Here is a 24,486-nt window from a genome sequence, read left to right on the forward strand (position 1 = left end):
CACACAGGAACGCAGCGAAATGGCCATGACGCGGGACGAGCGGTTGCAACAGATCATCGCGATCCTGCGCGATGGCAAAATGCATCGCGCGCGCGATCTGGCGGGGCACCTCAACGTCTCCGAGCGCACGATCTGGCGCGACATGGCCGAAATCTCGGCCTATGGCGTGCCCGTCGAGGGCGAGCGCGGCGTGGGCTATATTCTGCGCCGTGCGGTGGCGCTGCCCGCGCTTGTGCTGACCGATGAAGAGCAAAGCGCGCTGGCGCATCTTTTGGATCTGGCCGAGCAGGTGGACGATCCGCGCCTCGCCGCCGGGGCGGCCAGTCTGGCAGCCAAGATCCGCGCCGCCCTGCCCCCGCCCCGCCCGCAAGACGCGGCGGAAGGGCTGGCGGGAGATAAGGCGAACGGCTAGGGTCGCGCTGAGGACAAAACCCCGGAGGGATCGTGTCAGGCGCCGAATATATCACCGCTTTCGTGACCCTTTTCGTCATCATCGACCCGATCGGTCTCACGCCGGTCTTCGTGGCCCTCACCTTGGGAGAAAGCCACAGGGCCCGGATGCGCGTGGCAATCCGCGCGGTGCTGATCGGGGGCGGGTTGCTGACCTTGTTCGGGATCTTTGGCGACAAGATTCTGGCCGGGATTGGCATCTCAATGCCCGCCTTTCGCATCGGCGGCGGTATTTTGCTGTTCCTGACCGCGTTGGACATGCTGTTTGAGCGGCGCACCAAGCGGCGCGAGCAGCAAGGCGAGGAGCACGAGGTCGAGCCCGATCACGACCCCTCGGTCTTCCCGCTCGCCACACCGCTGATCGCAGGCCCCGGTGCCTTGGCCACGATGATCCTGCTGGCGGGCAAGCCGGGCGCTGACTGGCTGCATGTCGGTGCAATTATTGGTGTGATGTATGCGGTTCTGGCCTGCATGATGGCAATGTTCCTGCTCGCCTCGCCGATTGAGCGAATGCTGGGGCGCACCGGCACGATGGTGGTCACGCGTTTGCTGGGGATGTTGCTGGCGGCCTTGGCGGTGCAATTCATTCTGGACGGTTTGCGCGGTGCGGGCTTGATGGGCCTTGCGGGCTGAGGCAAAGCGCCCTCTGTGAATTCGCGTGCAGCCGCCCTACATCTTGTCCTAGGCGAGTAGCGTAACGAGGCCCGCGTGGTAGAGTCGATCATAACCGAAAATTGGGGCAGGCTGGTCTATCTCGGCCTGCTGTTTATCGCTGTAGGCGGCTATTTCGCCTTGGAAATTCGCCGCCGTCCCGGGCGCACCCTGCAACAAGCCGCGATCTGGGGGCTGATCTTTCTGGGCACGCTGGCGGCGGTGGGCCTGTGGTCGGACATCCAGCGCCAAGTGGTGATCCCCGAGCAAGCGGTGATGACCGATGGCAAGATTGAGGTCAACCAAGCCCCCGATGGCCATTATTACCTGACCGCCGGGGTCAATGGCACGCCGATCCGCTTTGTGGTCGATACCGGGGCCAGCCAGATCGTGCTGACGCAAAAGGATGCCGCGCGGGCGGGCATCGACACCAACGGGCTGGCCTATATCGGGCAGGCCTCAACCGCGAACGGGGTCGTGGCGACCGCGCCGATCCGCATCGACAGCTTCGATCTGGGGCCGATCCACGACCAGAACCTGCGCGCAGTGGTCAATCGCGGGCAGATGGACACCTCGCTGTTGGGAATGACCTATCTGACGCGCTTTGCGAAGGTTGAATTTTCGCGCGGCAAGCTGATTTTGCAGCGCTAGGGTCAGCAGTTGGGCACGTTCACGGCCAAACCGCCAAGGCTGGTTTCCTTGTAATGTTCGTGCATGTCGCGCCCGGTCTGGCGCATGGTTTCAATCGCGGCATCGAGGGGCACGAAATGCGTCCCGTCACCGCGCAACGCAAGGCTCGCGGCCGAAATCGCCTTGATCGCGCCCAGACCGTTGCGCTCGATGCAGGGCACCTGCACCAGCCCTTTGACCGGATCGCAGGTCATGCCCAAATGATGCTCCAACGCGATCTCGGCAGCATTCTCGATCTGCGCAGGCGTGCCGCCCAGAACCGCCGCCATCCCCGCTGCGGCCATGGCCGCCGCCGATCCAACCTCGGCCTGACAGCCGCATTCCGCACCCGAGATTGACGCGTTGGTCTTGATCAACCCGCCCACCGCCGCCGCCGTCAGCAGAAAATCGGGAATTTTCGCAGCGCTGGCCGAGGGCACATGATCAAGCCAATAGCGAATCACCGCAGGCACCACCCCCGCCGCGCCATTGGTGGGAGCAGTCACCACCTGCCCACCAGCGGCGTTTTCCTCGTTCACCGCCATCGCATAGGCCGAAATCCAGTCATTGATCTGATGCGGCGGGGTCAGGTTGCGCCCCCAATCCACGCGCAGGCTTTCATGGATCGCGCGGGCGCGGCGCTTGACGTGCAATCCACCGGGCAACTCGCCGTCGGTGGTCAGCCCGCGCTCCATGCAATCGCGCATCGCGGCCCAGATCTTGGCAAGCCCCGCATCCAACGTCGCCACATCGCGAAAGCGCAGCTCGTTACGGCGTTTCATCTGCGCGATGGACAGTCCCGAGCTTTGCGCCATCGCCAGCATTTCTTCGGCGGTGCGAAACGGGAAGGGCACGGGCGAAGGGGCATCGCGCGCGGCATCGGTGACCGCGTCCAGCTCGGCTTGGGTGCGCACAAACCCGCCGCCGATCGAATAATAGACCTCTTGCAGGACCACATCACCCTGCGCATCCAGCGCCGATATCACCATGCCATTGGCATGCGCTGGCAGTGGCGGGCCATAATCGAAAATCAGATCGGTTTCAGGATCAAAGACCATCGGTGCCAAACCGGGCGGGCAGAGCCGCTTGTCGCGCGCATTGGCTGCCAGCGCTGCATCGGCGGCGTCGCGATCATAGTCTTCGGGGGTAAAGCCTGCGAGGCCAAGGATGCTGGCGCGATCAGTCGCATGGCCCTTGCCGGTAAACGCCAGCGAGCCATGCAGCCGCACCCGCAGCCCATGCGCCACAAAGGGCGAGCTGCGCAACGTATCGAGAAACCGCGCACCCGCCACCATCGGCCCCATCGTATGCGACGAAGACGGCCCGACGCCGATCTTGAACATATCAAAAACGCTGAGAAACATCCGCTCTCCCTGCCCGGTTGACCCCACGCCCGCAGAGTGCCGGGTTTGCCCCTGCCGTAACAGCCCCAAAGCGACGTTTGCAGCGAGAAAATAGGCATGTCTGACGCGATTTTCACCAATTTGGGGAATGTTCGAGGCGATCAATTCGGGGGAATGATGCCGATTTCAGGCACAGATCCGTCTGCGTCCGACGCCACTGCGGACACGAGCGCTGAGGGCAATACCAACTCCACGCCCCCCGGCATCGAATGACTACACTTTCTCTTTGATCACCCCGAGATCAACTTTGCCCAAGGGGTACGCGCCGAAATCCTGCTGCCCGGCCCGCAAGTGCTGCGCGGCATTGAGACGAGCAAGGCGATCAGGCTGCGCAGCGCTTGCGCAAAAAAAACCGCTATCCGCCCTGCCCGCGCGCGCAATTTTACCCCCCGGTCATGCACGTCGTCTGTCCAAGCGACGCGGCGGGCTGGCAAAGTTGCTGCGCGCCTGATGCGCGCGCCCCTTGCGAAACGCCGCAGGGGGTCAATTCGCGCTCGCACCGCTTGGCGCGATTGCCTATAAGCAGTGCAAATACCCTATAATGGAGTGACCGATGCCTGCCGACCTCTCCCCTATCGATAAGGCGAAATTCGCCGCCGCCCGCCGCGCCGTTGACCTGATCGAAGACGGAATGCGCGTGGGCATGGGAACCGGATCAACCGCCGCTTGGATGGTGCGTTGTCTGGGCGAACGCGTGCGCCAAGAGGGGCTGCGCCTGCAAGGCGTGCCAACCTCAACGCGCACCGCCGATCTGGCGCGTCAGGTGGGCATTGACGTGGTGTCGCTCGATGAGGCGAAATGGCTTGATATCACGATCGACGGTGCCGATGAGTTCGACCGCGAATTGAACCTGATCAAAGGCGGCGGCGGGGCCTTGTTGCAAGAAAAGATCGTGGCGACCGCGTCCGATCAGATGGTGGTGATCACCGATGCTTCGAAAGAGGTGAACCATCTGGGCGCCTTCCCGCTGCCCGTTGAGGTGATCCCCTTTGGCTGGCAAACCTCGCGCGCCTTGATCGAGGAATTGCTGGAATCGATGGATGTGCTGGGACGGCAGACCACGCTGCGCCTGAACGGCAGCCAGCCCTATGTCACCGATGAGGGCAATTACATCGTCGATCTGCATCTCAACCGGATCGGCAATGCGCGCCAGATTGCGCTGGTGTTGAACCAGATCCCGGGCGTGGTCGAAAACGGGCTGTTTATCGATATCTGCGACATGGTGATCATCGGCGGCTCTGATGGCAAGGTCGAGATCCGCGATATCAACGATGGCAGCATCGCCAATGAGAAAGTCGATTTCGCCGAGGATGACAACATCTTCCACGATATGGAATGAAACACGCCAGCCTTCCGCCGGATCGCCTGTGTAAGCGGCGGTCGGGCGCGATGGTTCGGGCACGGCGCAGATCTGCGATCACAGTGCGCCGACAACGCGATGACACGGAAACAAGGCAATAGATTCGATGCATTTTGACTATGATCTTTTCGTCATCGGTGGCGGCTCGGGCGGGGTGCGCGCGGCGCGTATTGCGGCATCGGAATACGGTGCCAAGGTCGCGTTGGCCGAAGAATACCGGATGGGCGGCACCTGTGTGATCCGCGGCTGTGTGCCCAAAAAGCTGATGGTATTCGCTTCGACCGCACCCGGGTCAATCCGCGAGGCGCGCGCCTATGGCTGGGACGCGCACTGCGGTGATTTCGACTGGATGGCGTTTCGCACCAAGCTGGATAACGAACTCGACCGTCTTGAGGCAATCTATCGCAAGGGCCAGTCCAACGCGGGCGTGACCGTCTACGATCAGCGCGCCACGGTTTCTGGTGCGCATGAGGTGACGCTCGCCGATGGCAGCACCGCCTCGGCCAAGCATATTCTGGTGGCGACCGGCGGGCAGCCTTTTGTGCCCGACTTCCCCGGCAGCGATCTGGTGATGACCTCCAACGACATCTTCAAGATGGCGGCCCTGCCCAAGCGCATCCTGATCGTGGGCGGGGGCTATATCGCGTGCGAATTTGCCTGCATCCTGAATGGATTGGGCGTGAGCGTGACGCAGTTCAACCGCTCGCCACTGCTGCGCGGTTTTGATACCGAGGCGCGCGATCTGATCGTCGATCAGATGGCGGCACGCGGGATCAATATTCACACGCATATGGTGATCACCGAGATCACCAAGCAGGGCGACGAGCTGGTCGTGACCTGCGGCGATGGGCGCGAGACGCGCTTTGACGCGGTGCTTTACGCCACGGGGCGCGTGCCCAATACCGAGGGGCTGGGCCTGGAAGCTGCGGGCGTCACCCTGGGCGAGCGCGGCGAGATCGTCGTGGATCAGTGGTCGCAAACCAATATCCCCTCAATCTACGCGGTGGGCGATGTGACCAACCGCATCAACCTCACGCCAGTTGCGATCCGCGAGGGCCATGCCTTTGCCGATACCGTTTTTGGCGCGAAACCCAAACATATGGATCACGAACTGGTGGCCTCGGCCGTGTTCACCCAACCCGAGTTCGGCACCTGCGGCATTACCGAGGAAGAGGCCGCCGAACGTGGTCAGGCCGAGATCTATGTCTCCAGCTTCAAACCGATGCGCTCGGGGTTTGCTGGGGCCGATGACCGCGTGCTGATGAAGCTGATCGTGTGTCGCGATAGCCGCGCGGTGCTGGGCTGTCATATTGTCGCGCCCGATGCGGGCGAGATGATCCAGATGGTCGCCATCGCGATGAAGATGGGCGCGACCAAAGAACAATTTGATGCAACTTGCGCAGTCCATCCCACGATGGCCGAAGAACTGGTGACTATGCGTAACCCGGTACGTCATTATTGAAATCACGAACGGAATGCCCAAGTGTTCCGGGAGATAACGGAAAGGTGAGGACCATATGAGCAACGGAGGCCCCTGGGGCGGCGGTGGCAGTGGCGGCGGCGATGACGACCGCGACGAGCCGCAAGACAACAAACGGCCCGGACAGCGACGCCCCGGCGAGGGCGGCGGCCAAATTCCCGAAATCGAAGACTTCATGCGCAAGGGCTCGGAACAGCTTAAGGTGCTGATGGGCGGACGCGGCGGCAATGGTCGCCCCAATCGTCCCACCGGCGGCGGCGCTGGCGGCCCCTTCCCGGCCAAACTGGCCATTCTGGTCGGTGTGATCGCGGTCGCAGGGTTTTGGGCGTTCTCCTCGTTTTATAAGGTCAATCAGGGCAACCGCTCGGTCGAGCTGATGTTTGGACGTTACATCGCGACCAAAGGGCCGGGTCTGAATTTTGCGCCTTGGCCGGTCGTCACCTACACCAAGGTGCCCGTCACGCGCGAGCAAACGGTCGATATCGGCTCGGGGCGCTCTGGCACGAATGATAGCGGGCTGATGCTGACGGGCGATCAGAACATCGTCGATCTGGAATTCCAGGTGGTCTGGAATATCAACGATCCGGCGAAATACCTGTTCAACCTCGCCGATCCGCAGGGCACGATCCGCGCCGTGTCGGAATCCGCGATGCGCGACATTATCGCGCGTTCGCAACTGGCGCCGGTCCTGAACCGTGACCGTGGCGCGATTGCCGCCGATCTGCAAACGGCCGTTCAGGGCACGCTTGATAGCTATGATGCGGGGATCAACATCGTGCGGGTGAACTTCAACCGCGCCGATCCGCCCTCTGAGGTGATCGACAGTTTCCGCGAGGTGCAAGCCGCGCAACAGGTCCGTGACCGGTTGGAAAAAGAGGCCGATAAATACGCCAACACCGTGACTGCAGGTGCCCGGGGTGAGGCCGCTCAGCTTAAAGAAGAGGCCGAAGGCTATCGCGCCAAGATCGTGAACGCCGCCGAGGGTGACGCTGCGCGCTTTAACTCGATCCTCACGGAATACGAAAAAGCGCCCGAAGTGACCAAGCGCCGGATGTATTACGAAACGATGGGCCGGGTGTTGTCCGGGCTCAACAAAGTCGTCGTGGATACCAAGGCGGGTGGAAACGGCGTAGTGCCCTATCTGCCGCTTGATCAACTGCGTCCGGCTGGTTCAACCGCGTCCAGCCCCGCCAAAACGACGACGACAACCGGGGGGAGCAACTAATGCGTGGACCTTTTGCATTCGGTGTTCTGGTGATCCTCGTGGCACTGGGGCTGAACTCTTTCTTCGTAGTGGATGAAAAACATCGCGCTTTGGTGCTGCAATTCGGGCAGGTGAAACAGGTGATCACCAAGCCGGGGCTCAGCTTCAAATGGCCGATGATCGACACGGTCGTGCAATATGACGACCGTATCCTCAGCCTGACCACGCAGCCCCTTGAGGTGACGCCGCTTGATGATCGTCGCCTTGTGGTGGACGCGTTTGCGCGCTGGCGCATCACCGATCTGGTGCGGTTCCGCGAAGCTGTGGGCACCAGTGGTGAAGATGGCGCACGCGACCGTCTTGATCGCCTGCTGACCGCGAAAATTCGCGAGGTGCTTGGGGCGGTTCCCTCGACGGCTGTGTTGTCCAAAGACCGCACGCCGCTGATGAACCAGATCCGCGACTTGGCCCGCAAAGAGGCGGCCTCGCTGGGGGTTGATGTCATCGACGTGCGCCTGACGCGCACCGACCTGCCCGATCAGAACCTGTCGGCCACCTATGCCAGGATGCGGGCAGAACGTGAACGCGAGGCCGCAGACGAGCGCGCCCGTGGTGCCGAGGCGGCTCAACGCGTGCGTGCAACCGCAGACCGCACCGTGGTCGAGGTGACTTCGCAGGCCCAAAAAGAGGCCGAGGTGATCCGGGGGGAAGCAGATGCAACCGCGAACAAGATCTATGCGGATGCCTATTCCAAGGATCAAAGCTTCTTTGCCTTTAACCGTGCGTTGCAATTTTATTCAGAGTCGATGAAATCGCAAAGCTCGTCTTTGGTGACGCAGCCCGACAGCCTTTACTTCAACTATGACGACTTCCTGCGTTCGATCGGGGAGGTTTCCAAGAAAACCGCCTCGTCAGTTGCACAAGGCGCAGCGGGTCAGTGATGATCTGGCTATTGACCGGTCTTGGACTGGTTCTGGTGATCGAGGGGCTGGCGCTTGCGCTGGCCCCTTCGCGTATCGAGGAGGCGCTGGAATTCCTGCGCGACCTCGGCCCTGCGCGGCGGCGCGCATTGGGGTTGATAACGCTGGCTTTTGGGGTTGCGATCTTGTGGGGGCTGCGTGCCTTTGGCGTCGGATTTTAACGGCTAGGGTGCATTTTCCGGAAAAGGAAAACTTCCCTTCGCGCCCCTGCGACCCTACATTTCAAGAAACCGAGAGCAAATCGCGCGGCTTTCGTGAGCGCTGCGCAACAGGGAGAGGCTTATGAAATTCGTCACCGAGACCAGAATGGCTCTGCGTGGGGGGATAGGCGCGGCGATGCTGGCGCTGGCTCTGGCTGTGGCGCCGCTATCGGGCCCCGCCTATGCACGCGCAGCCCCGGAAAGCTTTGCCGATCTGGTCGATCAGGTCAGCAATTCGGTCGTCAACATCACCACCTCGACCACGGTTGCAGCGCCGACGAATGTCGGCCCGAATTTCCCGCCCGGCTCTCCGTTTGAGGATCTGTTCAAGGATTTCGGCCTGCCCGGCCCTGATGGCAAGAAAGGCCCGGCACGTCCGCGCCGCTCCAACGCACTGGGATCGGGCTTCGTGGTCTCGGAAGACGGCTATATCGTCACCAATAACCATGTGATCGAAGGTGCCGACGAGATCGAGATCGAGTTTTTCTCGGGCAAGCGCCTTGAGGCGAAACTTGTCGGGACAGACCCCAAAACCGATATCGCACTTTTGAAGGTGACCTCCGAAACGCCCCTGCCCTTCGTCAAGTTTGCCAATAGCGACAAGGTGCGTGTGGGCGATTGGGTGATGGCGATGGGCAACCCGCTGGGTCAGGGGTTTTCGGCCAGCGCGGGCATCATTTCGGCGCGCAATCGCGAATTGTCGGGCAGCTATGACGACTATCTGCAAACCGACGCGGCGATCAACCGGGGGAACTCGGGCGGGCCGCTATTTGACATGCAAGGCGAGGTGGTGGGCGTAAACACCGCGATCCTGTCGCCCAATGGCGGATCGATCGGGATCGGCTTTTCGATGACCTCGAATGTGGTGTCCAAAGTCGTCGATCAGCTCAAGGAATTCGGTGAGACACGGCGCGGCTGGCTTGGTGTTAAAATTCAAGACGTGACGCCGGACATGGCCGAAGCGATGGGCCTGCCCGCCCCCGAGGGCGCGCTGGTGTCCGAGGTGCCCGATGGCCCCGCGAAAGAGGCCGGGATTGAGGCGGGTGACGTGATCACCTCGTTTGACGGCGGCGAGGTGAAAAGCACCCGCGATCTGGTCAAGCGCGTGGCCGATGCGCCCGTAGGCGAAAAGGTCCGCGTCACCGTGCTGCGCGATGGCAAGACCGAAACTCTGCTGGTCACTTTGGGACGGCGCGAGCTGGCCGAGGGCGAACAGCCCCCCAAAGCCGTGCAGGCCCCGCAAGAGGTCGAGAAGGACATGCTGGGCCTGACCCTGACGCCCCTGACCGATGCGTTGCGCAGCGAAATGGGCCTGACCAAAGAGGCCTCGGGGCTGATCATCAAGTCCATCGACGAGACCTCGACCGCCTATGAAAAAGGCCTGCGCGCAGGCGATCTGATCACCGAAGCCGGGCAAAAGCCGGTCGCCTCAATGGCCGATTTCGAAGATCAGGTTGCAGCGGCCAAAGACGCCGGTCGCAAATCCATCCTGCTCCTGATCCGGCGCGGCGGCGAACCCCGCTTTGTAGCGCTACCGATGGAATGATCTGACGTCTGAGAGATGCGAAAAGGCGCCCTGCGGGGCGCCTTTTTGGTTTGGATGGACGGGCAAAATGGCGAGCTTCGCTTTTGGCCGATGGTAGGTTTCAGCGTAGGGAACAGCTGGTTTGAGCCCTTAACTACCACCATTTCATCCAACAGATTAAAGTGTGAGGGAGATGCGGAACCTCGGATGTGAACCATCACGGCGATCAAATCCGCAAGCTGTGTAGACGGCTTGAGCGGCTGAGTTGTCGGGATGTGTGCCTACAACCATGTAAGAGCAAGATAGCTCGCGCGCTTTCCGCATTGATGCCTCGATGAGCAGTCTACCAATGCCAACTCCCCTAAAACCGGTTTCAATGAATAGATGGTGCATGTCGATACCCCTAACTCCAAACTGCAACTGTATTAGAGGGCAGAGTGATGCGTATCCAACGACCTTTCCGTCGACTTCCGAGACAATGACATAAACCCACGGAATATCTCCGAAAATATCCCGTTCTAGGGCCTCGACGGTGATTGGTGGAACATCTTCATGGTGCTTGGCTAGCGCCTCAACCATTGAGAGTAGTTGGGGTAAGTCAGCCCGCGTTGCATCTCGCATCTTTACTGTCTGGTCTATGGGCAAATTTTTCATTTTGATCTCCTGGTATGACCACAGGGGCTAAATGAAAAATGCCGCGCTGTGGCGGCATCATCTGATAGAATATCACTGACCGCTCCGTTCAAAAACGGAGGTAATAGCTCTTGGGTTGCGCGATCATGGTCAACATGGTTTGCATATTCGATTACTCTTACCGCGAGTCAAGACCATCATAGTCGCTTTGTCCGCTAAGCTGACCTCGCAACATATTGCAACGCCAGCACCCTCACCCCATCCGCTCACTCGCATACGACCCCGGCGATGCCGGGAAGACCACCGTTTTGCTATCATTGATGAAAACGCGGTGGTGGATATGGGCGTGGATGGCCCGAGATAGGACTTGCGCCTCGACATCGCGGCCAAGGCTGACGTAATCCTCGGGACTTTGAGCGTGGGTGATGCGCACGGTGTCCTGCTCGATGATCGGGCCTTCATCAAGATCGGCGGTGACGTAATGCGCTGTCGCCCCGATCAGTTTCACGCCACGCTCATAGGCTTGTTTATAGGGGTTCGCGCCCTTGAAACTGGGCAGGAACGAGTGGTGGATATTGATGATGCGGCCCGACATTTTCTGGCACAGCGCATCCGACAGGATCTGCATATAGCGCGCCAGAACCACCAGCTCGGCTCCGGATTCCTCGACCACCTCGATCAGGCGCGCCTCGGCTTCGGGTTTGTTTTCCTTGGTCACCTTGATGTGGTGGAATGGCAAATCATGGTTCACAACTACCTTTTGATAGGTCAGGTGGTTTGACACCACGCCCACGATCTCGATCGGCAGCGCGCCGATGCGCCAGCGATAGAGCAGGTCGTTCAAGCAATGGCCGAAATTCGACACCATCAGGATGACCTTCACCTTGTGGCTCGCATCGCGCACCGCCCAATCCATCTCGAAACGCTCGGCCAGCGGGGTGAAGGCGGCACGGATTGCCTCGGCCGCGACGCCTTTTTCGGACACGAAACTGACGCGCATGAAAAACTGCCCCGTCTTGGGGTCGTCGTATTGATGCGAGTCGGTGATGTTACAGCCCTGATCGGCCAGCACATTCGCGATGCCCGCAACGATGCCGCGCGTCGAGGGACAGGCCACGGTGAGAACATAGGCGGTCTGGGTCATGGGGGCGGTCCTTTCACAATCTGCGCAAATCTCTAGCGCGCAGAGGTTGCAGCCACAATCGGGGTTTCGCACCCCCTTGGCTGAGGGGAATACGACCGCGCGGCACTGAAAAGCGGCGCGCGGGGCGCGGGGCGCGTTTTGACCTGCGGGCCTTGCCGCCCTATCTATGAGAAAGCAAACGGAGGTGAAAGATGGCAGGCGGCTGGGCAAAAGACGGCGCGGTGAGCGAGCAGATCGAAGCCTCGATCAATGACGAATTGGCGCGTCTCAAGGCGCAGCGCGGCCCCGTGGGCGACAGCTTGGCCTATTGCGCCGAATGCGGCGAAGAGATCCCCGAGGCCCGACGCGTCGCCATTCCCGGCGTCAAGCTATGCGTGGACTGCGCCAGCGAACGCGATGCGAAAAATCGCGGGCGTGGCGGGATCAACCGGCGGGCATCGAAGGACAGCCAGTTGAAATAGGCCTAGATTTTGCAGGAAAGTGCTGCGTCGAAGGCAGCGGGCGATGTATCGGCCCCAAGCTCTCGACGCGTCACGCGCCCATCAGGGCTCAGCCGCAAAGCAACAAGGCGCGACCAGTCGAAACTTGCCACGATCATTTCGGGCTGTTGCGCGCAATCGCGTAGACCGCCCAGCGCGTGATCGGCTCCGTAATGGTGGTTGGAGACATCCCCACCGCGCCCCACTTCGGTCAGCTTCCCGCGCAGGTAGCGATAGATCACCAGCTTGCCCAGCCGATGGGGCGCATCGATCAGCGCGATCTCAGGGCGCCCGTCGCCATCCAGATCGCCCGCGCCAATGACGGACAGCCAGTGATTGCGCTCGCCCACGAACGGGCCATCAACGGCCAGAACCGGTTTGCCCTTGTCCAAGGTCAGCACGATCAACCGCGATCCCTGCGACAGACTTGACTGCACCACGATGATTTCGGGCACGCCGTCCCCATCGAGATCCATCACGCGCGGCGCAGTGTCTTCCCAAACAAGATCAGGGCCAAGCGTGAGGTCATAGGTCAAATTCGTCGCGCCGGAGAACAGACCTTTGCCGTCCCCCGTCGAACGGCGCACGGTGATGCGCAGACTCTCAAATTCATGCCCCGGCCCAAGCGCGCCGTGCCCGTAACGCTCGGTAGGATTGGCAAAATGAGCGGTAGCGGACAACTCCGCATGCGCAGGTAGGGCCGCGGCGATCAGCGCAAGCGCCAGGATCGCCGCCGCGCGCATCAGATTTGCTTTTCGGGGATATTGACGATCAGCCCGTCCAGCGCGTCGGTGACCTTGATCTGACAGGTCAGGCGCGATTTCATCGGATCGGGATTCCATGCGAAATCGAGCATATCCTCTTCCATGGAATCCTTGGCGGGCAGCTTGTCGACCCAATCCTGATCGACATAAACATGGCAGGTCGAGCAGGCACAGGCGCCGCCGCAATCTGCATCAATGCCGGGCACGCCATTGTCGCGCGCGCCTTCCATAACGGTCATGCCGGGCTTTACCTCGATCTCGTGACGGGTGCCGGTATGTTCGATATAGGTGATCTTTGCCATGTCAGCAGGCCTCTTTGTCGTTGATTGCTCTGCCCGAAATACGACCGGGCGTCCTTCGATCTAAGGTGCTTTGTCCAGTTTGACCAGAGGGCGATGGCTGCGCTCGCGGGAAGCGGCGCGTTCACGGGGGATTGCCGCGCGCGCCCAGTCTTGTAGTCTCGCGCGCAAGTTGACGGAGGTCGCATCGGTGCATCACAGACTTAGTTACGGCGTGAAAGCTGCCCTTCTGATGGCGGCGCTGACTCTCGCGGGCTGTCAGCAGACCTCTTCCGGCGCGCCCAAACGTCCGCCGCCCAAAAGCCTGCTCTCCGAGATCTCCGCCAAAGCCCCCGCGCCCGATTCCAAGAATTGCTACGCCCAGATCAACACCCCCGCGCAGGTCGAAACCGTGACCGATCAGGTGCAGGTCGTGCCCGAGCAGCGTGATCCGAAAACCGGCGCAATCACCCAGCCCGCAATCTATCGTGAGATGAGCGCGCAGCGCATGATCGAGGCTGGCAAGCCGCGCTATTTCCGCGCCATGTGCTCGTCTGATCTGACGCCGGGATTCGTGGCGATGGTGCAGCGGGCCTTGGCGGCGCGGGGCCTGTATCATGGCCGCGCCGATGGCAAGCTGGACCCTGCCACCGGGCGCGCGATTACCGCCTATCAGGGGCCGCGCGGGCTGGATAGCCCAACGCTGAGTTTGCGCGCAGCGCAGGAATTGGGTTTGTATATCTACACGCCCTAACCCCCCTCATGAAGATGATGACGATTTCTGGGGCCGCCGCGTCGGTTGCGGGCTTTGCTGTTGCGCGCGCACGCCCTAGAACAGGGGCAAGTCCCGGGACAGACCCGGACGAGACCGGGCAGGAGCGCGACATGACCGATGATGTACAGGTGATCTTTACCCCCTCGGGCAAGCGGGGCCGCGTGGCGCGCGGCACGCCGGTTTTGGCGGCGGCGCGCAAACTGGGTGTCGATCTGGATTCGGTGTGCGGCGGGCGTGGGATTTGTTCCAAGTGCCAATGCTCGCCCGGTTATGGTGATTTTCCCAAGCACGGGCTGCATGTGGACGCAGATGCGCTCTCGCCGATCAATTCGGTTGAAGAGCGTTACGACCGGGTGCGCGGGTTGAAACCGGGGCGACGCTTGGGCTGTCAGGCCGAGATCATGGGCGATGTCGTGATCGACGTGCCCCCCGAAAGTCAGGTCCACAAGCAGGTGGTGCGCAAGGCGGCGTCTGAGCGCGTGATGGAAATGGACCCGGCCACGCGCGCCTGTTTCATCGAGGTGGCCGAACCTGACATGCACGCCCCCGAGGGCGATTTTCAACGTCTGGCGCATGCGCTGGAAAGCCAGTGGGGGATTGCGGGGCTGCGCGCGGATCGCGAGATGCTGCGCGCGCTTCAGCCCGTGCTGCGCAAGGGGGGCTGGAAGGTTACCGTTGCCGTGCACGATCAAGGCGACGGGCCGCGTCTGACGGCGCTCTATCCCGGCCTGCGCGAGACCTCGCTTTACGGGATCGCGATTGATCTGGGATCGACCACGATCGCGGGGCATCTGGTGTCTTTGGATGACGGCCGAGTGCTGGCCAGCGCGGGGCAAATGAACCCGCAGATCCGCTTTGGCGAAGATCTGATGAGCCGGGTGTCCTATGTGATGATGAACCCCGGCGGCGATGTGGAGATGACACAGGTCGTGCGCGACGCGATGGGCGAGCTGGCGCGCGAACTGGCAGGCGAGGCCGGGATCGACACAGGCGAGATCGTCGAGGCGACGGTGGTGTGCAATCCGGTGATGCACCATCTGCTGCTGGGGATTGATCCGGTCGAATTGGGTCAGGCGCCCTTTGCGCTGGCGACGTCAGACAGCATGGACCTGCCCGCGCGCGAGTTGGGCTTTGATGCAGCGCCCGGTGCGCGCGTCTATATCCTGCCGCTGATCGCGGGCCATGTGGGGGCAGATGCCGCCGCCGTGGCGCTGTCCGAGGCCCCGGAATCCCGCGAGGATCTATCTCTGATCGTTGATGTTGGCACCAATGCCGAGATCTTACTGGGCAATTCGACCCGCGTGCTGGCCTGCTCCTCGCCCACTGGGCCCGCCTTTGAGGGCGCGCAGATTTCCAGCGGTCAACGCGCCGCCCCCGGTGCGATTGAGCGCATCGAGATCGACCCCGAAACGAAAGAGCCGCGCTTTAAGATTATCGGCAGCGATCTGTGGTCCACCGATCCCGATTTTGGCACGCCCCGGATCACCGGGATTTGCGGCTCGGGCATCATCGAGGCGGTGGCTGAAATGCGCATGGCGGGGATCGTGGATGCTTCGGGGCTGATCGGATCGGCGGCGCAGGTGGGCAGCGCCCGCTGCGTGCCCAATGGGCGCACCCATGAATATCTGATCCATGACGCCAGCCCCGACGGCCCGCGCATCACCGTGACCCAAGGCGACATCCGCGCCATTCAACTTGCGAAATCCGCGCTTTATGCGGGCGCGCGGCTGTTGATGGATGAGATGGGGGTGGATGTGGTCGACCGTGTGGTTCTGGCGGGGGCGTTTGGGGCCCATATCAGCCCGAAACACGCGATGGTGCTAGGCATGATTCCGGATGCACCGCTAAGCGCGGTTAGTTCGGCGGGCAATGCGGCGGGAACGGGCGCGCGCATGGCGCTGTGTTCGGTGAAGGCGAGGCGCGCGATTGAGGCGCAGGTGAAACGCATCACCAAGGTCGAAACCGCGATTGAGCCGCGCTTTCAAGAGCATTTCGTCGCCGCCAACGCCCTGCCCCACGCCACCGCGCCTTTCCTCGAGCTGCGCAAGATCGCGCCCCTGCCCTATGTGAGTTTCAACACCGGGGGATCAGGCGACGAGGGGGGTGGCAGGCGGCGCAGACGACGCGGCTGATCGCGCAGAGGGGGCGCTGCCCCCGCCCTGCGGGCCCCCCGGAGTATTTCTGGCTAGATGAATGTGAAAGTGGGGCTTGCGAAGCTTCTCACGTCTTCGTGATGCTCGCAAAGTGATCAGCTTTGGCAGGAGGTCTCGTAACCCTAGCATCACGGCGGGAATGATCCTGCCTCATACCAGGGAGAGACCTATGACCAATATGTTCCGCAAATTCGCAGCCCCGATGATTGCCGCCTCGATTGCGCTGGCCGCCCCGGCTTTCGCAGAAAACATGAACCCGATGGTGGGCGGTGCGGAAATGTTCTCCAACAAACCGATTGCGGCGAATGCCTCGGCGGCGCCCAACCTCACCACGCTGGTGGCGGCGGTCAAAGCTGCTGGTCTTGTTGACACGCTGGCAGGCCCTGGCCCGTTCACCGTCTTCGCGCCGACCAATGCTGCCTTTGACAAGCTGCCCGCCGGCACTGTTGCCAATCTCGTGAAGCCCGAGAACAAAGAGATGCTGACCCACATCCTAACCTGCCACGTCGCAAAAGGTGTGATCACCGCTGAGAACATCGTCAAAACCATCGAGATGGGCAAAGGCAAAGCCACCATCGAAACGCTGGGCGGGTGCAACCTGACCGCGATGATGAAAGACGGCAAGGTGATGCTGAAAGACCCCAAGGGCGATATTGCCACCGTTGAGGTCGCTGATGTCAAACAATCCAACGGCATGGTCCATGTCATCGACACCGTGATGCTACCCAAGATGTAAGTTGCCCTCCTCAGGCTGACATCTTGCGCCCGGATGGCCCCGTTGCCCTCCGGGCGTTTTGCTGCGCGATCCCCCTTGACCGGGGCGCGCGGCTGTCATACCTGTCTCGCGCGCCATGCGGGTATGATGTAATGGTAGCCTGTCAGCTTCCCAAGCTGAACGCGCGGGTTCGATTCCCGCTACCCGCTCCAAGCGAATCCACGACATACACGACTGATTTATAGACACAAATCAGTTTACTCGCTTGCTTCTCTGGTTTTGATCGGGGACGGCGTCGGGGGCCATTTCGGGAAGTGAAGCGACCTTTGCTTCCGAAACGTTCCGACGAAAGTCCCAAAGCATGGGGTTGTTTCCTCAAGATTCGTCTCTGCCGCCCCAACAGATGACAATCACGACGGCTCGCGCCGAAATTCGACCGGGTGCATCGACCCTGTCGCAGGCTTTCGAGCGCACGTGGGGAACTGATATTCGCGCTAGAGCAGCATTGCCGTAAATTCTGGTCCGTTTTTCCCACAGCAGGATCAATCTTAGGCAAGATATGCGCCGTGTCAGGGGTATCCCGCACCGTGCGAGCTATCGGTGCGCAAAGCGGAGTTGCTTTGAACGCCCGTGAGGGGACAAAGCTCATTGCCTAATAAAATACGGCAAGCCGGCGAGCACCTTGATCGCGATGATAATCTTCATCTCATATCGGGTCATATGGATCGCCCGAGATGTTCTAGCAGCGTCCTTGATAAGGCCGTCTACAGGAATATGAGTGGCGCAGCCTCTTTAGCCTCAGCAGCCTCAAGGTCGACTTTGGGAGCGATATCCTTTCGTTGCAACTCCGTGATAGAAAAAACGGACAGGCTTCGCGCTCGGGTTTTCGAAGCCATTTGAGCAATTTCTGCTGCAGCCGCCCTCCGTTGTTCATCAGAAAAAGGGGCTTGATTTGAGCAGAACCCGACAGCGCCATTTCATGCAGGAGCATGACCAGAAGCTCAGGGTCGATTATCGGCGCGGAGACGACGCGCTTAGACTTGGAATGGAACACGTGGCCGCGTCGTGAAGGACGCCTTCGGAGCTGTGCAGGGTTCCGATCAGGTTCGAGCGTGGGAACGCGGCATCGCCCCATCGCAGGTCTCAACAAGCGTCATCCCGATGACGAAGGGCATCCGACCGGGCAGCGCTCGCATGTTCACCGAGGATGTCGCATGTGGATGGCTCGTGCACAGGGAAACATGCCAGCCGACTTGGGGAGCGTCTCTTTCTACAGGGGCCCAAAAGCGGATCGATTTTGGGCCCCTATGCCTCCAATAGTGATGGGCGCTTTGCATGCCAGTCACACTTAAGGCGCTCTCTCGAACCTTCGCGCTATTCAGCGACCAACTCGCCGCTTTCGATTTGCTCGCGCTCAATCGATTCAAACAGCGCCTTGAAGTTGCCCTCGCCAAAGCCGTCATCGCCTTTGCGCTGAATGAACTCAAAGAAGATCGGTCCGATCACCGTTTTCGAGAAAATCTGCAGCAGAATCTTTGTCTCACCGCCCCCCAGCACGCCTTCCCCGTCGATCAGGATGCCGTGTTTCATCATCCGATCAACCGGCTCTTCATGCCCCGTCACTCGGTCGTAGCTTAGGTCGTAATAGGTCTTGGGCGGTGCGGGCATGTAGCGAATACCGCGCTCGGCGATCGCATCGGTGCTGGCATAAATATCCTCAGACCCGACTGCGATATGCTGAATCCCCTCGCCCTTATACTTCTTGAGATAGGATACGATCTGACCGGTTTCGCCGCGATCTTCGTTGATCGGGATGCGGATACGCCCACAAGGCGACGTCAACGCGCGCGAGAACAGCCCGGTAAATTTGCCCTCGATGTCGAAAAACCGGATTTCGCGAAAGTTGAACAGATCGCCGTAGAAGTGGAACCACTTGTCCATGTTACCTTTGAAGACGTTGTGGGTCAGGTGATCGAGATAGTAAAACCCAACGCCCTTCGGCTTTGACGTCTTCAGCCAGTTGAATTCCTCATTATAGGGCGAGGTGGCGTAATACTGATCGGTGAAATAGATCAAGCTGCCACCGATGCCGCGAATGGCGGGCCAATCCAGCGTTTTGTCAGCGCCCTCATAAGGCTCTGCGCCCATCTTCACCGCATGATCGAACGCGTGCTGCGCATCCATCACGCGCCAGCCCATTGCCGGCGCGCAGGGGCCATGTTCGTCCACAAATCGCGCAGCAAAGCTGTCGGGATCTGCGTTGATGATGTAGGTGATATCGCCCTGCTGCCATAACTCGACCGGTTTGGTTTTATGCGTAGCGACATGTTCATAGCCCATCTTGGCGAACAAATCGCGCAGTTCCTGCGGGTCGGGATGGGCGAATTCGACGAATTCAAACCCGTCGGTGCCGGCGGGGTTTTCATCAGAAATCTTGGCTTGCGGGGCGTCGTGCGGGAATGGTCCCATGGGTTTCTCCTCCTGTTCGCTGATTTCAGATTACCCCCCGACGCCCGCGTGGTTTGCGCAAAAGTGTTTATTGTCGCGCCCAATACGCGTGTGACTTGCGGCCATTGAACAAAAGATGCATTTTTTACGCATGCTGGATGACATCGACAAACGCCTCCTCGCGGAACTGCAACAAAACGCGCAACTGACCTCGCAAGAGCTGAGCGAGCGGTTGAACCTGTCGGCAAGCCAAATCGGACGGCGGCGGCAGCGCCTTGAGGCAGACGGGCTGATCCGCGCCTATGGGGCGAAACTCGATGCCGAGCGGCTGGGCTTGGCGGTGCAGGCCTTTGTGCAGGTGCAAATGACGCGTCACGGAGCCGAGGCCGCGCAGAATTTTTCACGCCTCATCGCGCTGCAACCCGAAGTCGTCTCGGCTTGGACGCTGACGGGCGAGGCAGACTATCTGCTACGGGTCTATTGCGCGGACTTATCCGCCCTGCACCGGCTGATCCATGAGGTGCTACTGGCGCATACCACGGTCGCCCGCGTGCAAAGCCAAATCGTCATGAACCAGCTCAAGCAAGACGCGCCGCTGCCAATTTAGGCGCTGCGTCGCCCGTGCTTAAAAAGCGCCGCGCAACGCGCGCAGCCCTGCGCCAAGCGTGCCCACATCCGAACCAACGGCCAGAAATTCGACGCCCATGTCGCGATAGCTTTGCGCCAGCGCGCGATCCGAGGTCAGGATGCCCGCCGCTTTGCCGCCCGCGCGAATCCGGGTCAGCGCATCGCGCACAGCCGCTTGCACCTCAGGCGCGTCGGAATTTCCGAGATACCCCATATCGGCCGCCAGATCAGCCGGGCCGATATCCAGCATCTGCTTGATCCCCGCGCGGTTGTCATCGCGCGCTCGGACACCGGATGGCTTGCGGTGCCCTGCGCCAATTTTCGCACCATTTGTGCGGAGTGAATCGCAAAAGTATCCTCAAGCGTCATTTCGCGGTGGTGCAGGATGAGCAGGCCGATCTACGCGTGGTCAGCGCGATGTCATCAAGCTGCGCGGCGTCGCGAAACGGCACGAGCCACGGCCCGAGGGCACCAGAGCGATCCGGCGCCCCGCCTTGCCGAACACAATCGCCACTCTCGCGCCCGATGCCGCAGGCCTTCATCCCAACAAAGGGCGCGGGCAGATGGCGCGCATTCTCAAAATTCACCCAGATCATCCCCGCCTGTAGATCATCGGTCATCCCCATCGCGCGGCTTAGATCATTCGTCCACAGATACGCGGCCAGCCCGTATTGCAGGTCATTGGAACGCGCCTCGGCTTTCGCCCACAAAGGCGATCGCCTTGATATCACCAATCCCGACAAAGCGCTGACGTTGATCATTTCATTTCAAATGAAATCCTTTAAGATAGCTGCGCATAGATCGGATTTCGCATGAAGCTAGAAGAGTTCTTCCCCTATCGCCTCGCCATCGCGGCCGAGGCCTTCTCGCGCAACCTGCAAGATGTGTATGCGCGCGAATTCGGCCTCTCGCGCGAGGAATGGCGCTTGATGTCCATCCTCGACGGGGTCGGTCGCATTAGCTCGCTCGACATCGCCCGGCGCACGACGCTTGATAAGGTGCAGGTCAGCCGGGCCGCCGCGCGCCTTGAGGCCAAGGGACTGATCGCGCGCCATATACCCGACAGCGACCGCCGATTGCGCGAATATGAATGCACTGCAACCGGGCGCGACCTTTACCTAACGGCCCGCGGCAAGGTGAACGCGCGTGCACAAGCAATGCTGGATGCCATGCCAGCCGCTAAGCGCGAGGCGCTTGAACAGGGCGTCAATGCCCTGATCGAGACGCTCGAACTGGACATCGAGACGCGCGAAGACCCGCCTGCCCCGCGCTAACCGCCCACCAGCCAGAGCGAGATGATCGGGAAGGCCACGATCAGCGTGATGCGCACGATATCGGCCACCCAGAACCACAAGATCCCGCGAAACATCGTCGAAAGTGGCACGTCCGGCAGCACCGAGCGCAGCACGAACACGTTCATCCCGACTGGCGGCGTGATCAGTGAAATCTCGGTTGCAACGACCACGATCACCGCAAACCAGATCAACGCGTTATCGGGGTTCGACAAAATGCCCGAACCGAAATCGAGCTGGTAAATCAGCGGGTAGAAAATCGGCACGGTCAGCAAGATCATCGACAGGCTTTCCAGCACCATGCCGAGCACCATGTAGATCAGCACGATCAGGATGATCACCTCATAGCCGCCAAGGCCAAGGTTATTGACCAAATCGGCCAGCGCATCGGGCAGCCCTGCGAAGGTGATGAAATTGCCAAAGATTTCAGCCCCGATCACAATCGCAAAAATCATCGCCGAGGCAATTGCCGCGTCGATCAACGCGCCCCATAGCGCCTTGCGCCTGAGCCCCCCAACCGCCGCCGCGATGACGACAGCGGCTGCAGCGCCCATGCCCGCCGCCTCAATCGGGGTGAAGAACCCGCCATAAATTCCGACCATGATAAAGACAAATAGCGCCAGCGTTGCCAGCACGCCGACGATATCGGTGCGCTTCATCGCGACGGGTTTGCGCACTTCAGGGGCGAGTTCCGGCTTCAGGCGCACCGCCACCATCACCGCAACCAGATACAGGCCGATGCCCAAAATGCCCGGCACGATTCCCGCGATGAACAACTTGCCGATATCGCTTTCGGTAAGCAGGCCAAAGATGATCATGATCACCGAAGGCGGGATCAGAATTCCCAGCGTGCCCCCGGCCGCGATCGACCCGGTGGCGAGACTGTCATGATAGCCAAACCGGCGCATCGAAGGCATCGCCACTTTCGACATCGTGGCCGCCGTGGCCAAGGACGAGCCGCACACCGCCGAGAACCCACCGCAAGACAGGATCGTGGCCATCGCCAGCCCGCCGCGCATGCGCCCGAAGACCCGATCTGCGCCAGTGAACAATCCGCTCGCAATGCCTGACCCGGCAAGCACATTGCCCATAAAAATAAACAGCGGCACGACCGAAAGCGAATAGTTCATCCCGGTCTCGAACACCGCGCTGCCCACCATCGACCCCGCAGCGTCAACGCCCCGCATCGCGGCAAAGCCGGCACCGCCCACCAGCGCCATCGCAAACGCAATCGGGACACGCAAAAACACCAGCGCCAGCAGTATGGCAAGCGCGACAAGAGAGATCGTCATGTGGGCCTCCGAAGGATCGCGACCACCGCGGAGACAGCAAAGCTAAGACTGCCGATCACGCCCAGATACCAAAGCTTGATTCCGAGGCCCGATGTTGCGAGTTGTGTGTGGAACTGGTCTTGCGTCAGGATCACAAGCCGCCAGGCGAAATACGCCATGACCAACGCCGCGACGGCCCCCCCGATCCGCGCAAGCGCGCGCTGCACGACAGCAGGCAGCAGCGGCACCAGTAGATCGACCTCGACATGCCCGCCCTTGCCCGTGGTCAACGGCATTGCCACAAAGACCAGCGCGCCCAGCAGCACCTGCGTAATCTCATACGCGCCAGTCAGCGGGTTGTTGAAAGCATAGCGGCCAATCACGTCGATGCAGGTGACGAGGATCAACCCCGTCACCAGACCCGCTGCGATCGCCTCAAGAATGAAGCGGACGCGTGCAATCATACGGACACGCCCGTCATCTTGCGGAATTCGGCCAGTGCTGCGCGCCCGTCATAGGCGCTGTCCAGGCCATCGGACCACTGACCTTCCAGCACAGCGGCCTGCGATTTGATCGCGTCCAGCACCCCGGCAGGCGCGGTCTCGGCAACCATGCCACCCTTTTCAGCCGCCGCCTTGCCACGATCATCGGCGCCGTTCCATGCCTTGCCCACACGCGTTGCAAAGGCCAGCCCGGACAGGTCGTTGATCGCTTTTTGATCGGCGGGCGAGATCGCGTCCCACTTGCCCGAATTCATCACGAGGAACCAGGTGGTGTTGTAGATGCCGCCCGGAATGGTCGTGGTGTATTTCAGGTAATCGGCAAGATTGAACGAGGCGATCGCATCATAGGGGAAAGTCACCCCGTCAACGACGCCGCGCGAGAGCTTCTCATAGACCTCACCCGAGGGCGTAAAGATCGTCTCCACACCGAAATGGCTCATCAGATCGGCGATATAGCCGCCCGGAACGCGCATCTTGAGACCCTGCAAATCCTCGATCTTGTTGATCGGGCGCTTGTTGTTGTGGATCATGCCGGGGCCGTGGTTGAATAGACCCAGAAGATGCGTGCCAGCGTGTTCCTTATCGGCACCCAGTTTTTCAGTGTAGACCGTCCAGAAGGCTTCCGACATCGCCACCGCATCATTGCCCAAGAAGCTGAACTGACCAACGCGGGAGTTTTTGAACCGGTCGTCTTGGGTAAAGCTGTGCAGACCGTAGGTGATATCGGCAACGCCATCGCGCGCCATATCGAAATGCGACGGCGGCGAGCCGAGCGGCTTGACCAGCACACGAATGCGCACGCGACCTTCGGTGGCTTTCTCGATATCCTTGGCCCAGGGCTTGATTGCATCCACAACAATCGGGTGGCGCGGCGGTAGCCAGCTCGACAGCACCAGATCGACGCCATCAGCGCGCGCCGGAATTGCCGGCAACGCAAGGGCTGCGCCCGCCATTGCGGCCGTTCCCAGGAATGCTCGTTTGGTTAGTTTACTCATCATCGTTTCCTCCCCTGAATGATGAATTCACGCGGAATTCCGCGCTTCCTCTTGTTATCTCAACGCGTCAAACGCCTGTCGAAATCGGGCGCGGTGTTGCGCTTTCGGCTGCAGCTTGTCCGGCACGACCTGCCAGTTCGAAGGCGTCCTCAAGCACCCGCGAATCGCCGATATGGTTCATCAAGATCAGGATCAGGCGGGCGTTGAACGCAGCGCTTTGCGCCTCGCTCAGCCCCTGATGTGCCGCGATCAGCCGTTCATAAATCCCGTCGTGATCTTGCATATTGAGTTGCGTAATCAGGCTCATCATCGCCCCTCCGTGATCGCTGCAAGTTGCGCTTGGATCGTGTCCGCGTCGGCCTCGGCCCAGCGCGCTGCCACGATTTGATCGGGCCGGATCAGATACAAAGCCTGCCCCGCCTGCCCCAGATAGCGTTGGCGCAGCTCGGGGGTCTCGGGCAGTTCCAGCACACGCATCCCGTACCCT

26 protein-coding genes, 1 tRNA gene and 2 pseudogenes are annotated in these 24,486 nt (G+C 60.9%); 16 read left to right on the forward strand and 13 right to left on the reverse strand.

Annotated features, from left to right (window positions below; translation table 11 throughout):
- Positions 1–19 precede the first annotated feature (19 nt).
- The 3 genes from AB4874_RS15650 (at position 20) to AB4874_RS15660 (ending at position 1,752) form a co-directional block, all read left to right on the forward strand.
- Positions 20–412, forward strand: a complete 393-nt coding sequence (locus AB4874_RS15650; RefSeq protein ID WP_368392668.1) for a helix-turn-helix transcriptional regulator — start codon at positions 20–22, stop codon at positions 410–412.
- Between the two features lie 29 nt (positions 413–441).
- The gene (locus tag AB4874_RS15655; protein WP_438273493.1) at positions 442–1,083 is read left to right on the forward strand and encodes a MarC family protein; all 642 of its coding nucleotides are present in this window, start codon (positions 442–444) and stop codon (positions 1,081–1,083) included.
- 75 nt (positions 1,084–1,158) lie between these two features.
- Positions 1,159–1,752 (forward strand): retropepsin-like aspartic protease family protein, encoded by a 594-nt coding sequence (locus tag AB4874_RS15660; RefSeq protein ID WP_295536065.1) that lies wholly within the window; start codon positions 1,159–1,161, stop codon positions 1,750–1,752.
- A 2-nt stretch (positions 1,753–1,754) separates the two neighbouring features.
- Here the strand turns inward: AB4874_RS15660 and AB4874_RS15665 are convergent, their stop codons facing one another.
- Complete coding sequence (locus AB4874_RS15665) at positions 1,755–3,134, reverse strand: L-serine ammonia-lyase (RefSeq protein ID WP_368392670.1); 1,380 nt, start codon at positions 3,132–3,134, stop codon at positions 1,755–1,757.
- Positions 3,135–3,726: 592 nt separating this feature from the next.
- On the opposite strand from AB4874_RS15665, the gene rpiA reads away from it, so the two are divergent.
- The 6 genes from rpiA to AB4874_RS15695 all read left to right on the forward strand — a co-directional run bounded on the left by rpiA (position 3,727) and on the right by AB4874_RS15695 (position 9,943).
- Entirely contained in the window at positions 3,727–4,512 is a 786-nt protein-coding gene (gene rpiA / locus AB4874_RS15670) for a ribose-5-phosphate isomerase RpiA (protein WP_295536073.1), read from the forward strand.
- Between the two features lie 127 nt (positions 4,513–4,639).
- Positions 4,640–5,995: a glutathione-disulfide reductase gene (gene gor, locus AB4874_RS15675; RefSeq protein ID WP_368392671.1), complete on the forward strand. Its 1,356-nt coding sequence runs from the start codon at positions 4,640–4,642 to the stop codon at positions 5,993–5,995.
- 55 nt (positions 5,996–6,050) lie between these two features.
- Positions 6,051–7,238 carry an FtsH protease activity modulator HflK gene (gene hflK / locus AB4874_RS15680; RefSeq protein WP_295536079.1) on the forward strand — a complete coding sequence of 396 codons (1,188 nt, stop codon included), beginning with the start codon at positions 6,051–6,053 and terminating at the stop codon, positions 7,236–7,238.
- Complete coding sequence (gene hflC / locus AB4874_RS15685) at positions 7,238–8,158, forward strand: protease modulator HflC (protein ID WP_295536081.1); 921 nt, start codon at positions 7,238–7,240, stop codon at positions 8,156–8,158. Before hflK ends, hflC begins: the two co-directional genes overlap by 1 nt.
- On the forward strand, positions 8,158–8,358 hold the full coding sequence (locus tag AB4874_RS15690; RefSeq protein WP_295536083.1) for a DUF2065 family protein: 201 nt from the start codon (positions 8,158–8,160) through the stop codon (positions 8,356–8,358). The genes hflC and AB4874_RS15690 overlap by 1 nt, the downstream gene beginning before the upstream one ends.
- Positions 8,359–8,479: 121 nt before the next feature.
- Positions 8,480–9,943 (forward strand): DegQ family serine endoprotease, encoded by a 1,464-nt coding sequence (locus AB4874_RS15695; RefSeq protein ID WP_438273492.1) that lies wholly within the window; start codon positions 8,480–8,482, stop codon positions 9,941–9,943.
- 156 nt (positions 9,944–10,099) lie between these two features.
- Here the strand turns inward: AB4874_RS15695 and AB4874_RS15700 are convergent, their stop codons facing one another.
- Both AB4874_RS15700 and purU read right to left on the reverse strand, forming a co-directional pair.
- Positions 10,100–10,576, reverse strand: a complete 477-nt coding sequence (locus tag AB4874_RS15700) for a GNAT family N-acetyltransferase (RefSeq protein ID WP_368392672.1) — start codon at positions 10,574–10,576, stop codon at positions 10,100–10,102.
- Positions 10,577–10,808: 232 nt separating this feature from the next.
- The gene (gene purU / locus AB4874_RS15705) at positions 10,809–11,699 is read right to left on the reverse strand and encodes a formyltetrahydrofolate deformylase (protein WP_368392673.1); all 891 of its coding nucleotides are present in this window, start codon (positions 11,697–11,699) and stop codon (positions 10,809–10,811) included.
- Positions 11,700–11,890: 191 nt separating this feature from the next.
- Between purU and AB4874_RS15710 the strand changes: the two genes are divergently transcribed.
- A complete protein-coding gene (locus AB4874_RS15710) occupies positions 11,891–12,160 on the forward strand; it encodes a DksA/TraR family C4-type zinc finger protein (protein ID WP_368392674.1) in 270 nt (89 codons plus the stop codon).
- Between the two features lie 2 nt (positions 12,161–12,162).
- On the opposite strand, the gene AB4874_RS15715 is transcribed toward AB4874_RS15710, so the two are convergent.
- Entirely contained in the window at positions 12,163–12,921 is a 759-nt protein-coding gene (locus tag AB4874_RS15715; RefSeq protein ID WP_368392675.1) for an FG-GAP repeat domain-containing protein, read from the reverse strand.
- Positions 12,921–13,244 (reverse strand): 2Fe-2S iron-sulfur cluster-binding protein, encoded by a 324-nt coding sequence (locus tag AB4874_RS15720; RefSeq protein ID WP_295533634.1) that lies wholly within the window; start codon positions 13,242–13,244, stop codon positions 12,921–12,923. Before AB4874_RS15720 ends, AB4874_RS15715 begins: the two co-directional genes overlap by 1 nt.
- A gap of 187 nt (positions 13,245–13,431) precedes the next feature.
- Between AB4874_RS15720 and AB4874_RS15725 the strand changes: the two genes are divergently transcribed.
- From AB4874_RS15725 to AB4874_RS15740, 4 genes are all read left to right on the forward strand, one after another.
- Entirely contained in the window at positions 13,432–13,974 is a 543-nt protein-coding gene (locus tag AB4874_RS15725) for a peptidoglycan-binding domain-containing protein (protein WP_295533632.1), read from the forward strand.
- Between the two features lie 131 nt (positions 13,975–14,105).
- Positions 14,106–16,127, forward strand: coding sequence for an ASKHA domain-containing protein (locus tag AB4874_RS15730; protein WP_368392676.1), 2,022 nt, complete (start codon positions 14,106–14,108; stop codon positions 16,125–16,127).
- Between the two features lie 190 nt (positions 16,128–16,317).
- Positions 16,318–16,884 (forward strand): fasciclin domain-containing protein, encoded by a 567-nt coding sequence (locus tag AB4874_RS15735; RefSeq protein ID WP_368392677.1) that lies wholly within the window; start codon positions 16,318–16,320, stop codon positions 16,882–16,884.
- 117 nt (positions 16,885–17,001) lie between these two features.
- Positions 17,002–17,075 (forward strand) — tRNA-Gly (locus tag AB4874_RS15740).
- Between the two features lie 1,162 nt (positions 17,076–18,237).
- On the opposite strand, the gene hppD is transcribed toward AB4874_RS15740, so the two are convergent.
- The gene (gene hppD, locus AB4874_RS15745) at positions 18,238–19,332 is read right to left on the reverse strand and encodes a 4-hydroxyphenylpyruvate dioxygenase (RefSeq protein WP_368392678.1); all 1,095 of its coding nucleotides are present in this window, start codon (positions 19,330–19,332) and stop codon (positions 18,238–18,240) included.
- 130 nt (positions 19,333–19,462) lie between these two features.
- Between hppD and AB4874_RS15750 the strand changes: the two genes are divergently transcribed.
- Positions 19,463–19,918 (forward strand): Lrp/AsnC family transcriptional regulator, encoded by a 456-nt coding sequence (locus AB4874_RS15750; protein WP_295533647.1) that lies wholly within the window; start codon positions 19,463–19,465, stop codon positions 19,916–19,918.
- Between the two features lie 18 nt (positions 19,919–19,936).
- Here AB4874_RS15750 and AB4874_RS15755 read toward each other — a convergent pair whose 3' ends face one another.
- Both AB4874_RS15755 and AB4874_RS15760 read right to left on the reverse strand, forming a co-directional pair.
- Positions 19,937–20,188 carry an aldolase/citrate lyase family protein gene (locus tag AB4874_RS15755; RefSeq protein ID WP_368392679.1) on the reverse strand — a complete coding sequence of 84 codons (252 nt, stop codon included), beginning with the start codon at positions 20,186–20,188 and terminating at the stop codon, positions 19,937–19,939.
- A gap of 256 nt (positions 20,189–20,444) precedes the next feature.
- Positions 20,445–20,624 (reverse strand): annotated as a pseudogene (locus tag AB4874_RS15760) (aldehyde dehydrogenase family protein); the annotation flags it as partial.
- 126 nt (positions 20,625–20,750) lie between these two features.
- Between AB4874_RS15760 and AB4874_RS15765 the strand changes: the two are divergent.
- Positions 20,751–21,212 carry a MarR family winged helix-turn-helix transcriptional regulator gene (locus AB4874_RS15765; RefSeq protein ID WP_368392680.1) on the forward strand — a complete coding sequence of 154 codons (462 nt, stop codon included), beginning with the start codon at positions 20,751–20,753 and terminating at the stop codon, positions 21,210–21,212.
- Here AB4874_RS15765 and AB4874_RS15770 read toward each other — a convergent pair.
- The 5 genes and pseudogenes from AB4874_RS15770 to AB4874_RS15790 all read right to left on the reverse strand — a co-directional run.
- Complete coding sequence (locus AB4874_RS15770; RefSeq protein WP_368392681.1) at positions 21,209–22,522, reverse strand: TRAP transporter large permease; 1,314 nt, start codon at positions 22,520–22,522, stop codon at positions 21,209–21,211. The two genes, AB4874_RS15765 and AB4874_RS15770, sit on opposite strands and share 4 nt — an antisense overlap.
- Positions 22,519–22,965 carry a TRAP transporter small permease gene (locus AB4874_RS15775; RefSeq protein WP_295533620.1) on the reverse strand — a complete coding sequence of 149 codons (447 nt, stop codon included), beginning with the start codon at positions 22,963–22,965 and terminating at the stop codon, positions 22,519–22,521. The genes AB4874_RS15770 and AB4874_RS15775 overlap by 4 nt, the downstream gene beginning before the upstream one ends.
- Entirely contained in the window at positions 22,962–23,999 is a 1,038-nt protein-coding gene (locus AB4874_RS15780; RefSeq protein WP_368392682.1) for a TRAP transporter substrate-binding protein, read from the reverse strand. Before AB4874_RS15780 ends, AB4874_RS15775 begins: the two co-directional genes overlap by 4 nt.
- A 67-nt stretch (positions 24,000–24,066) precedes the next feature.
- Entirely contained in the window at positions 24,067–24,306 is a 240-nt protein-coding gene (locus AB4874_RS15785) for a DUF2783 domain-containing protein (protein WP_368392683.1), read from the reverse strand.
- A pseudogene (locus AB4874_RS15790) lies at positions 24,306–24,486 on the reverse strand (FAD-dependent oxidoreductase); the annotation flags it as partial. The pseudogene AB4874_RS15790 and the gene AB4874_RS15785, both read right to left, overlap by 1 nt.

This window comes from Thioclava arctica, from assembly GCF_040892615.1.
GTDB lineage: Bacteria > Pseudomonadota > Alphaproteobacteria > Rhodobacterales > Rhodobacteraceae > Thioclava > Thioclava arctica.

Bases quoted from the DNA above. Each gene is read 5' to 3' on its own strand.
- gor (WP_368392671.1), top strand. From the start codon at position 4,640: ATGCATTTTGACTATGATCTTTTCGTCATCGGTGGCGGCTCGGGCGGG.
- AB4874_RS15755 (WP_368392679.1), bottom strand. From the start codon at position 20,188: ATGCTGGATATCGGCCCGGCTGATCTGGCGGCCGATATGGGGTATCTC.
- AB4874_RS15710 (WP_368392674.1), top strand. From the start codon at position 11,891: ATGGCAGGCGGCTGGGCAAAAGACGGCGCGGTGAGCGAGCAGATCGAA.
- AB4874_RS15750 (WP_295533647.1), top strand. From the start codon at position 19,463: ATGCTGGATGACATCGACAAACGCCTCCTCGCGGAACTGCAACAAAAC.
- AB4874_RS15770 (WP_368392681.1), bottom strand. From the start codon at position 22,522: ATGACGATCTCTCTTGTCGCGCTTGCCATACTGCTGGCGCTGGTGTTT.
- AB4874_RS15730 (WP_368392676.1), top strand. From the start codon at position 14,106: ATGACCGATGATGTACAGGTGATCTTTACCCCCTCGGGCAAGCGGGGC.
- hflK (WP_295536079.1), top strand. From the start codon at position 6,051: ATGAGCAACGGAGGCCCCTGGGGCGGCGGTGGCAGTGGCGGCGGCGAT.
- AB4874_RS15775 (WP_295533620.1), bottom strand. From the start codon at position 22,965: ATGATTGCACGCGTCCGCTTCATTCTTGAGGCGATCGCAGCGGGTCTG.
- AB4874_RS15695 (WP_438273492.1), top strand. From the start codon at position 8,480: ATGAAATTCGTCACCGAGACCAGAATGGCTCTGCGTGGGGGGATAGGC.
- AB4874_RS15735 (WP_368392677.1), top strand. From the start codon at position 16,318: ATGACCAATATGTTCCGCAAATTCGCAGCCCCGATGATTGCCGCCTCG.
- AB4874_RS15715 (WP_368392675.1), bottom strand. From the start codon at position 12,921: ATGCGCGCGGCGGCGATCCTGGCGCTTGCGCTGATCGCCGCGGCCCTA.
- AB4874_RS15690 (WP_295536083.1), top strand. From the start codon at position 8,158: ATGATCTGGCTATTGACCGGTCTTGGACTGGTTCTGGTGATCGAGGGG.
- hppD (WP_368392678.1), bottom strand. From the start codon at position 19,332: ATGGGACCATTCCCGCACGACGCCCCGCAAGCCAAGATTTCTGATGAA.
- AB4874_RS15785 (WP_368392683.1), bottom strand. From the start codon at position 24,306: ATGAGCCTGATTACGCAACTCAATATGCAAGATCACGACGGGATTTAT.
- hflC (WP_295536081.1), top strand. From the start codon at position 7,238: ATGCGTGGACCTTTTGCATTCGGTGTTCTGGTGATCCTCGTGGCACTG.
- rpiA (WP_295536073.1), top strand. From the start codon at position 3,727: ATGCCTGCCGACCTCTCCCCTATCGATAAGGCGAAATTCGCCGCCGCC.
- AB4874_RS15780 (WP_368392682.1), bottom strand. From the start codon at position 23,999: ATGAGTAAACTAACCAAACGAGCATTCCTGGGAACGGCCGCAATGGCG.
- AB4874_RS15650 (WP_368392668.1), top strand. From the start codon at position 20: ATGGCCATGACGCGGGACGAGCGGTTGCAACAGATCATCGCGATCCTG.
- AB4874_RS15720 (WP_295533634.1), bottom strand. From the start codon at position 13,244: ATGGCAAAGATCACCTATATCGAACATACCGGCACCCGTCACGAGATC.
- AB4874_RS15765 (WP_368392680.1), top strand. From the start codon at position 20,751: ATGAAGCTAGAAGAGTTCTTCCCCTATCGCCTCGCCATCGCGGCCGAG.
- AB4874_RS15700 (WP_368392672.1), bottom strand. From the start codon at position 10,576: ATGAAAAATTTGCCCATAGACCAGACAGTAAAGATGCGAGATGCAACG.
- purU (WP_368392673.1), bottom strand. From the start codon at position 11,699: ATGACCCAGACCGCCTATGTTCTCACCGTGGCCTGTCCCTCGACGCGC.
- AB4874_RS15665 (WP_368392670.1), bottom strand. From the start codon at position 3,134: ATGTTTCTCAGCGTTTTTGATATGTTCAAGATCGGCGTCGGGCCGTCT.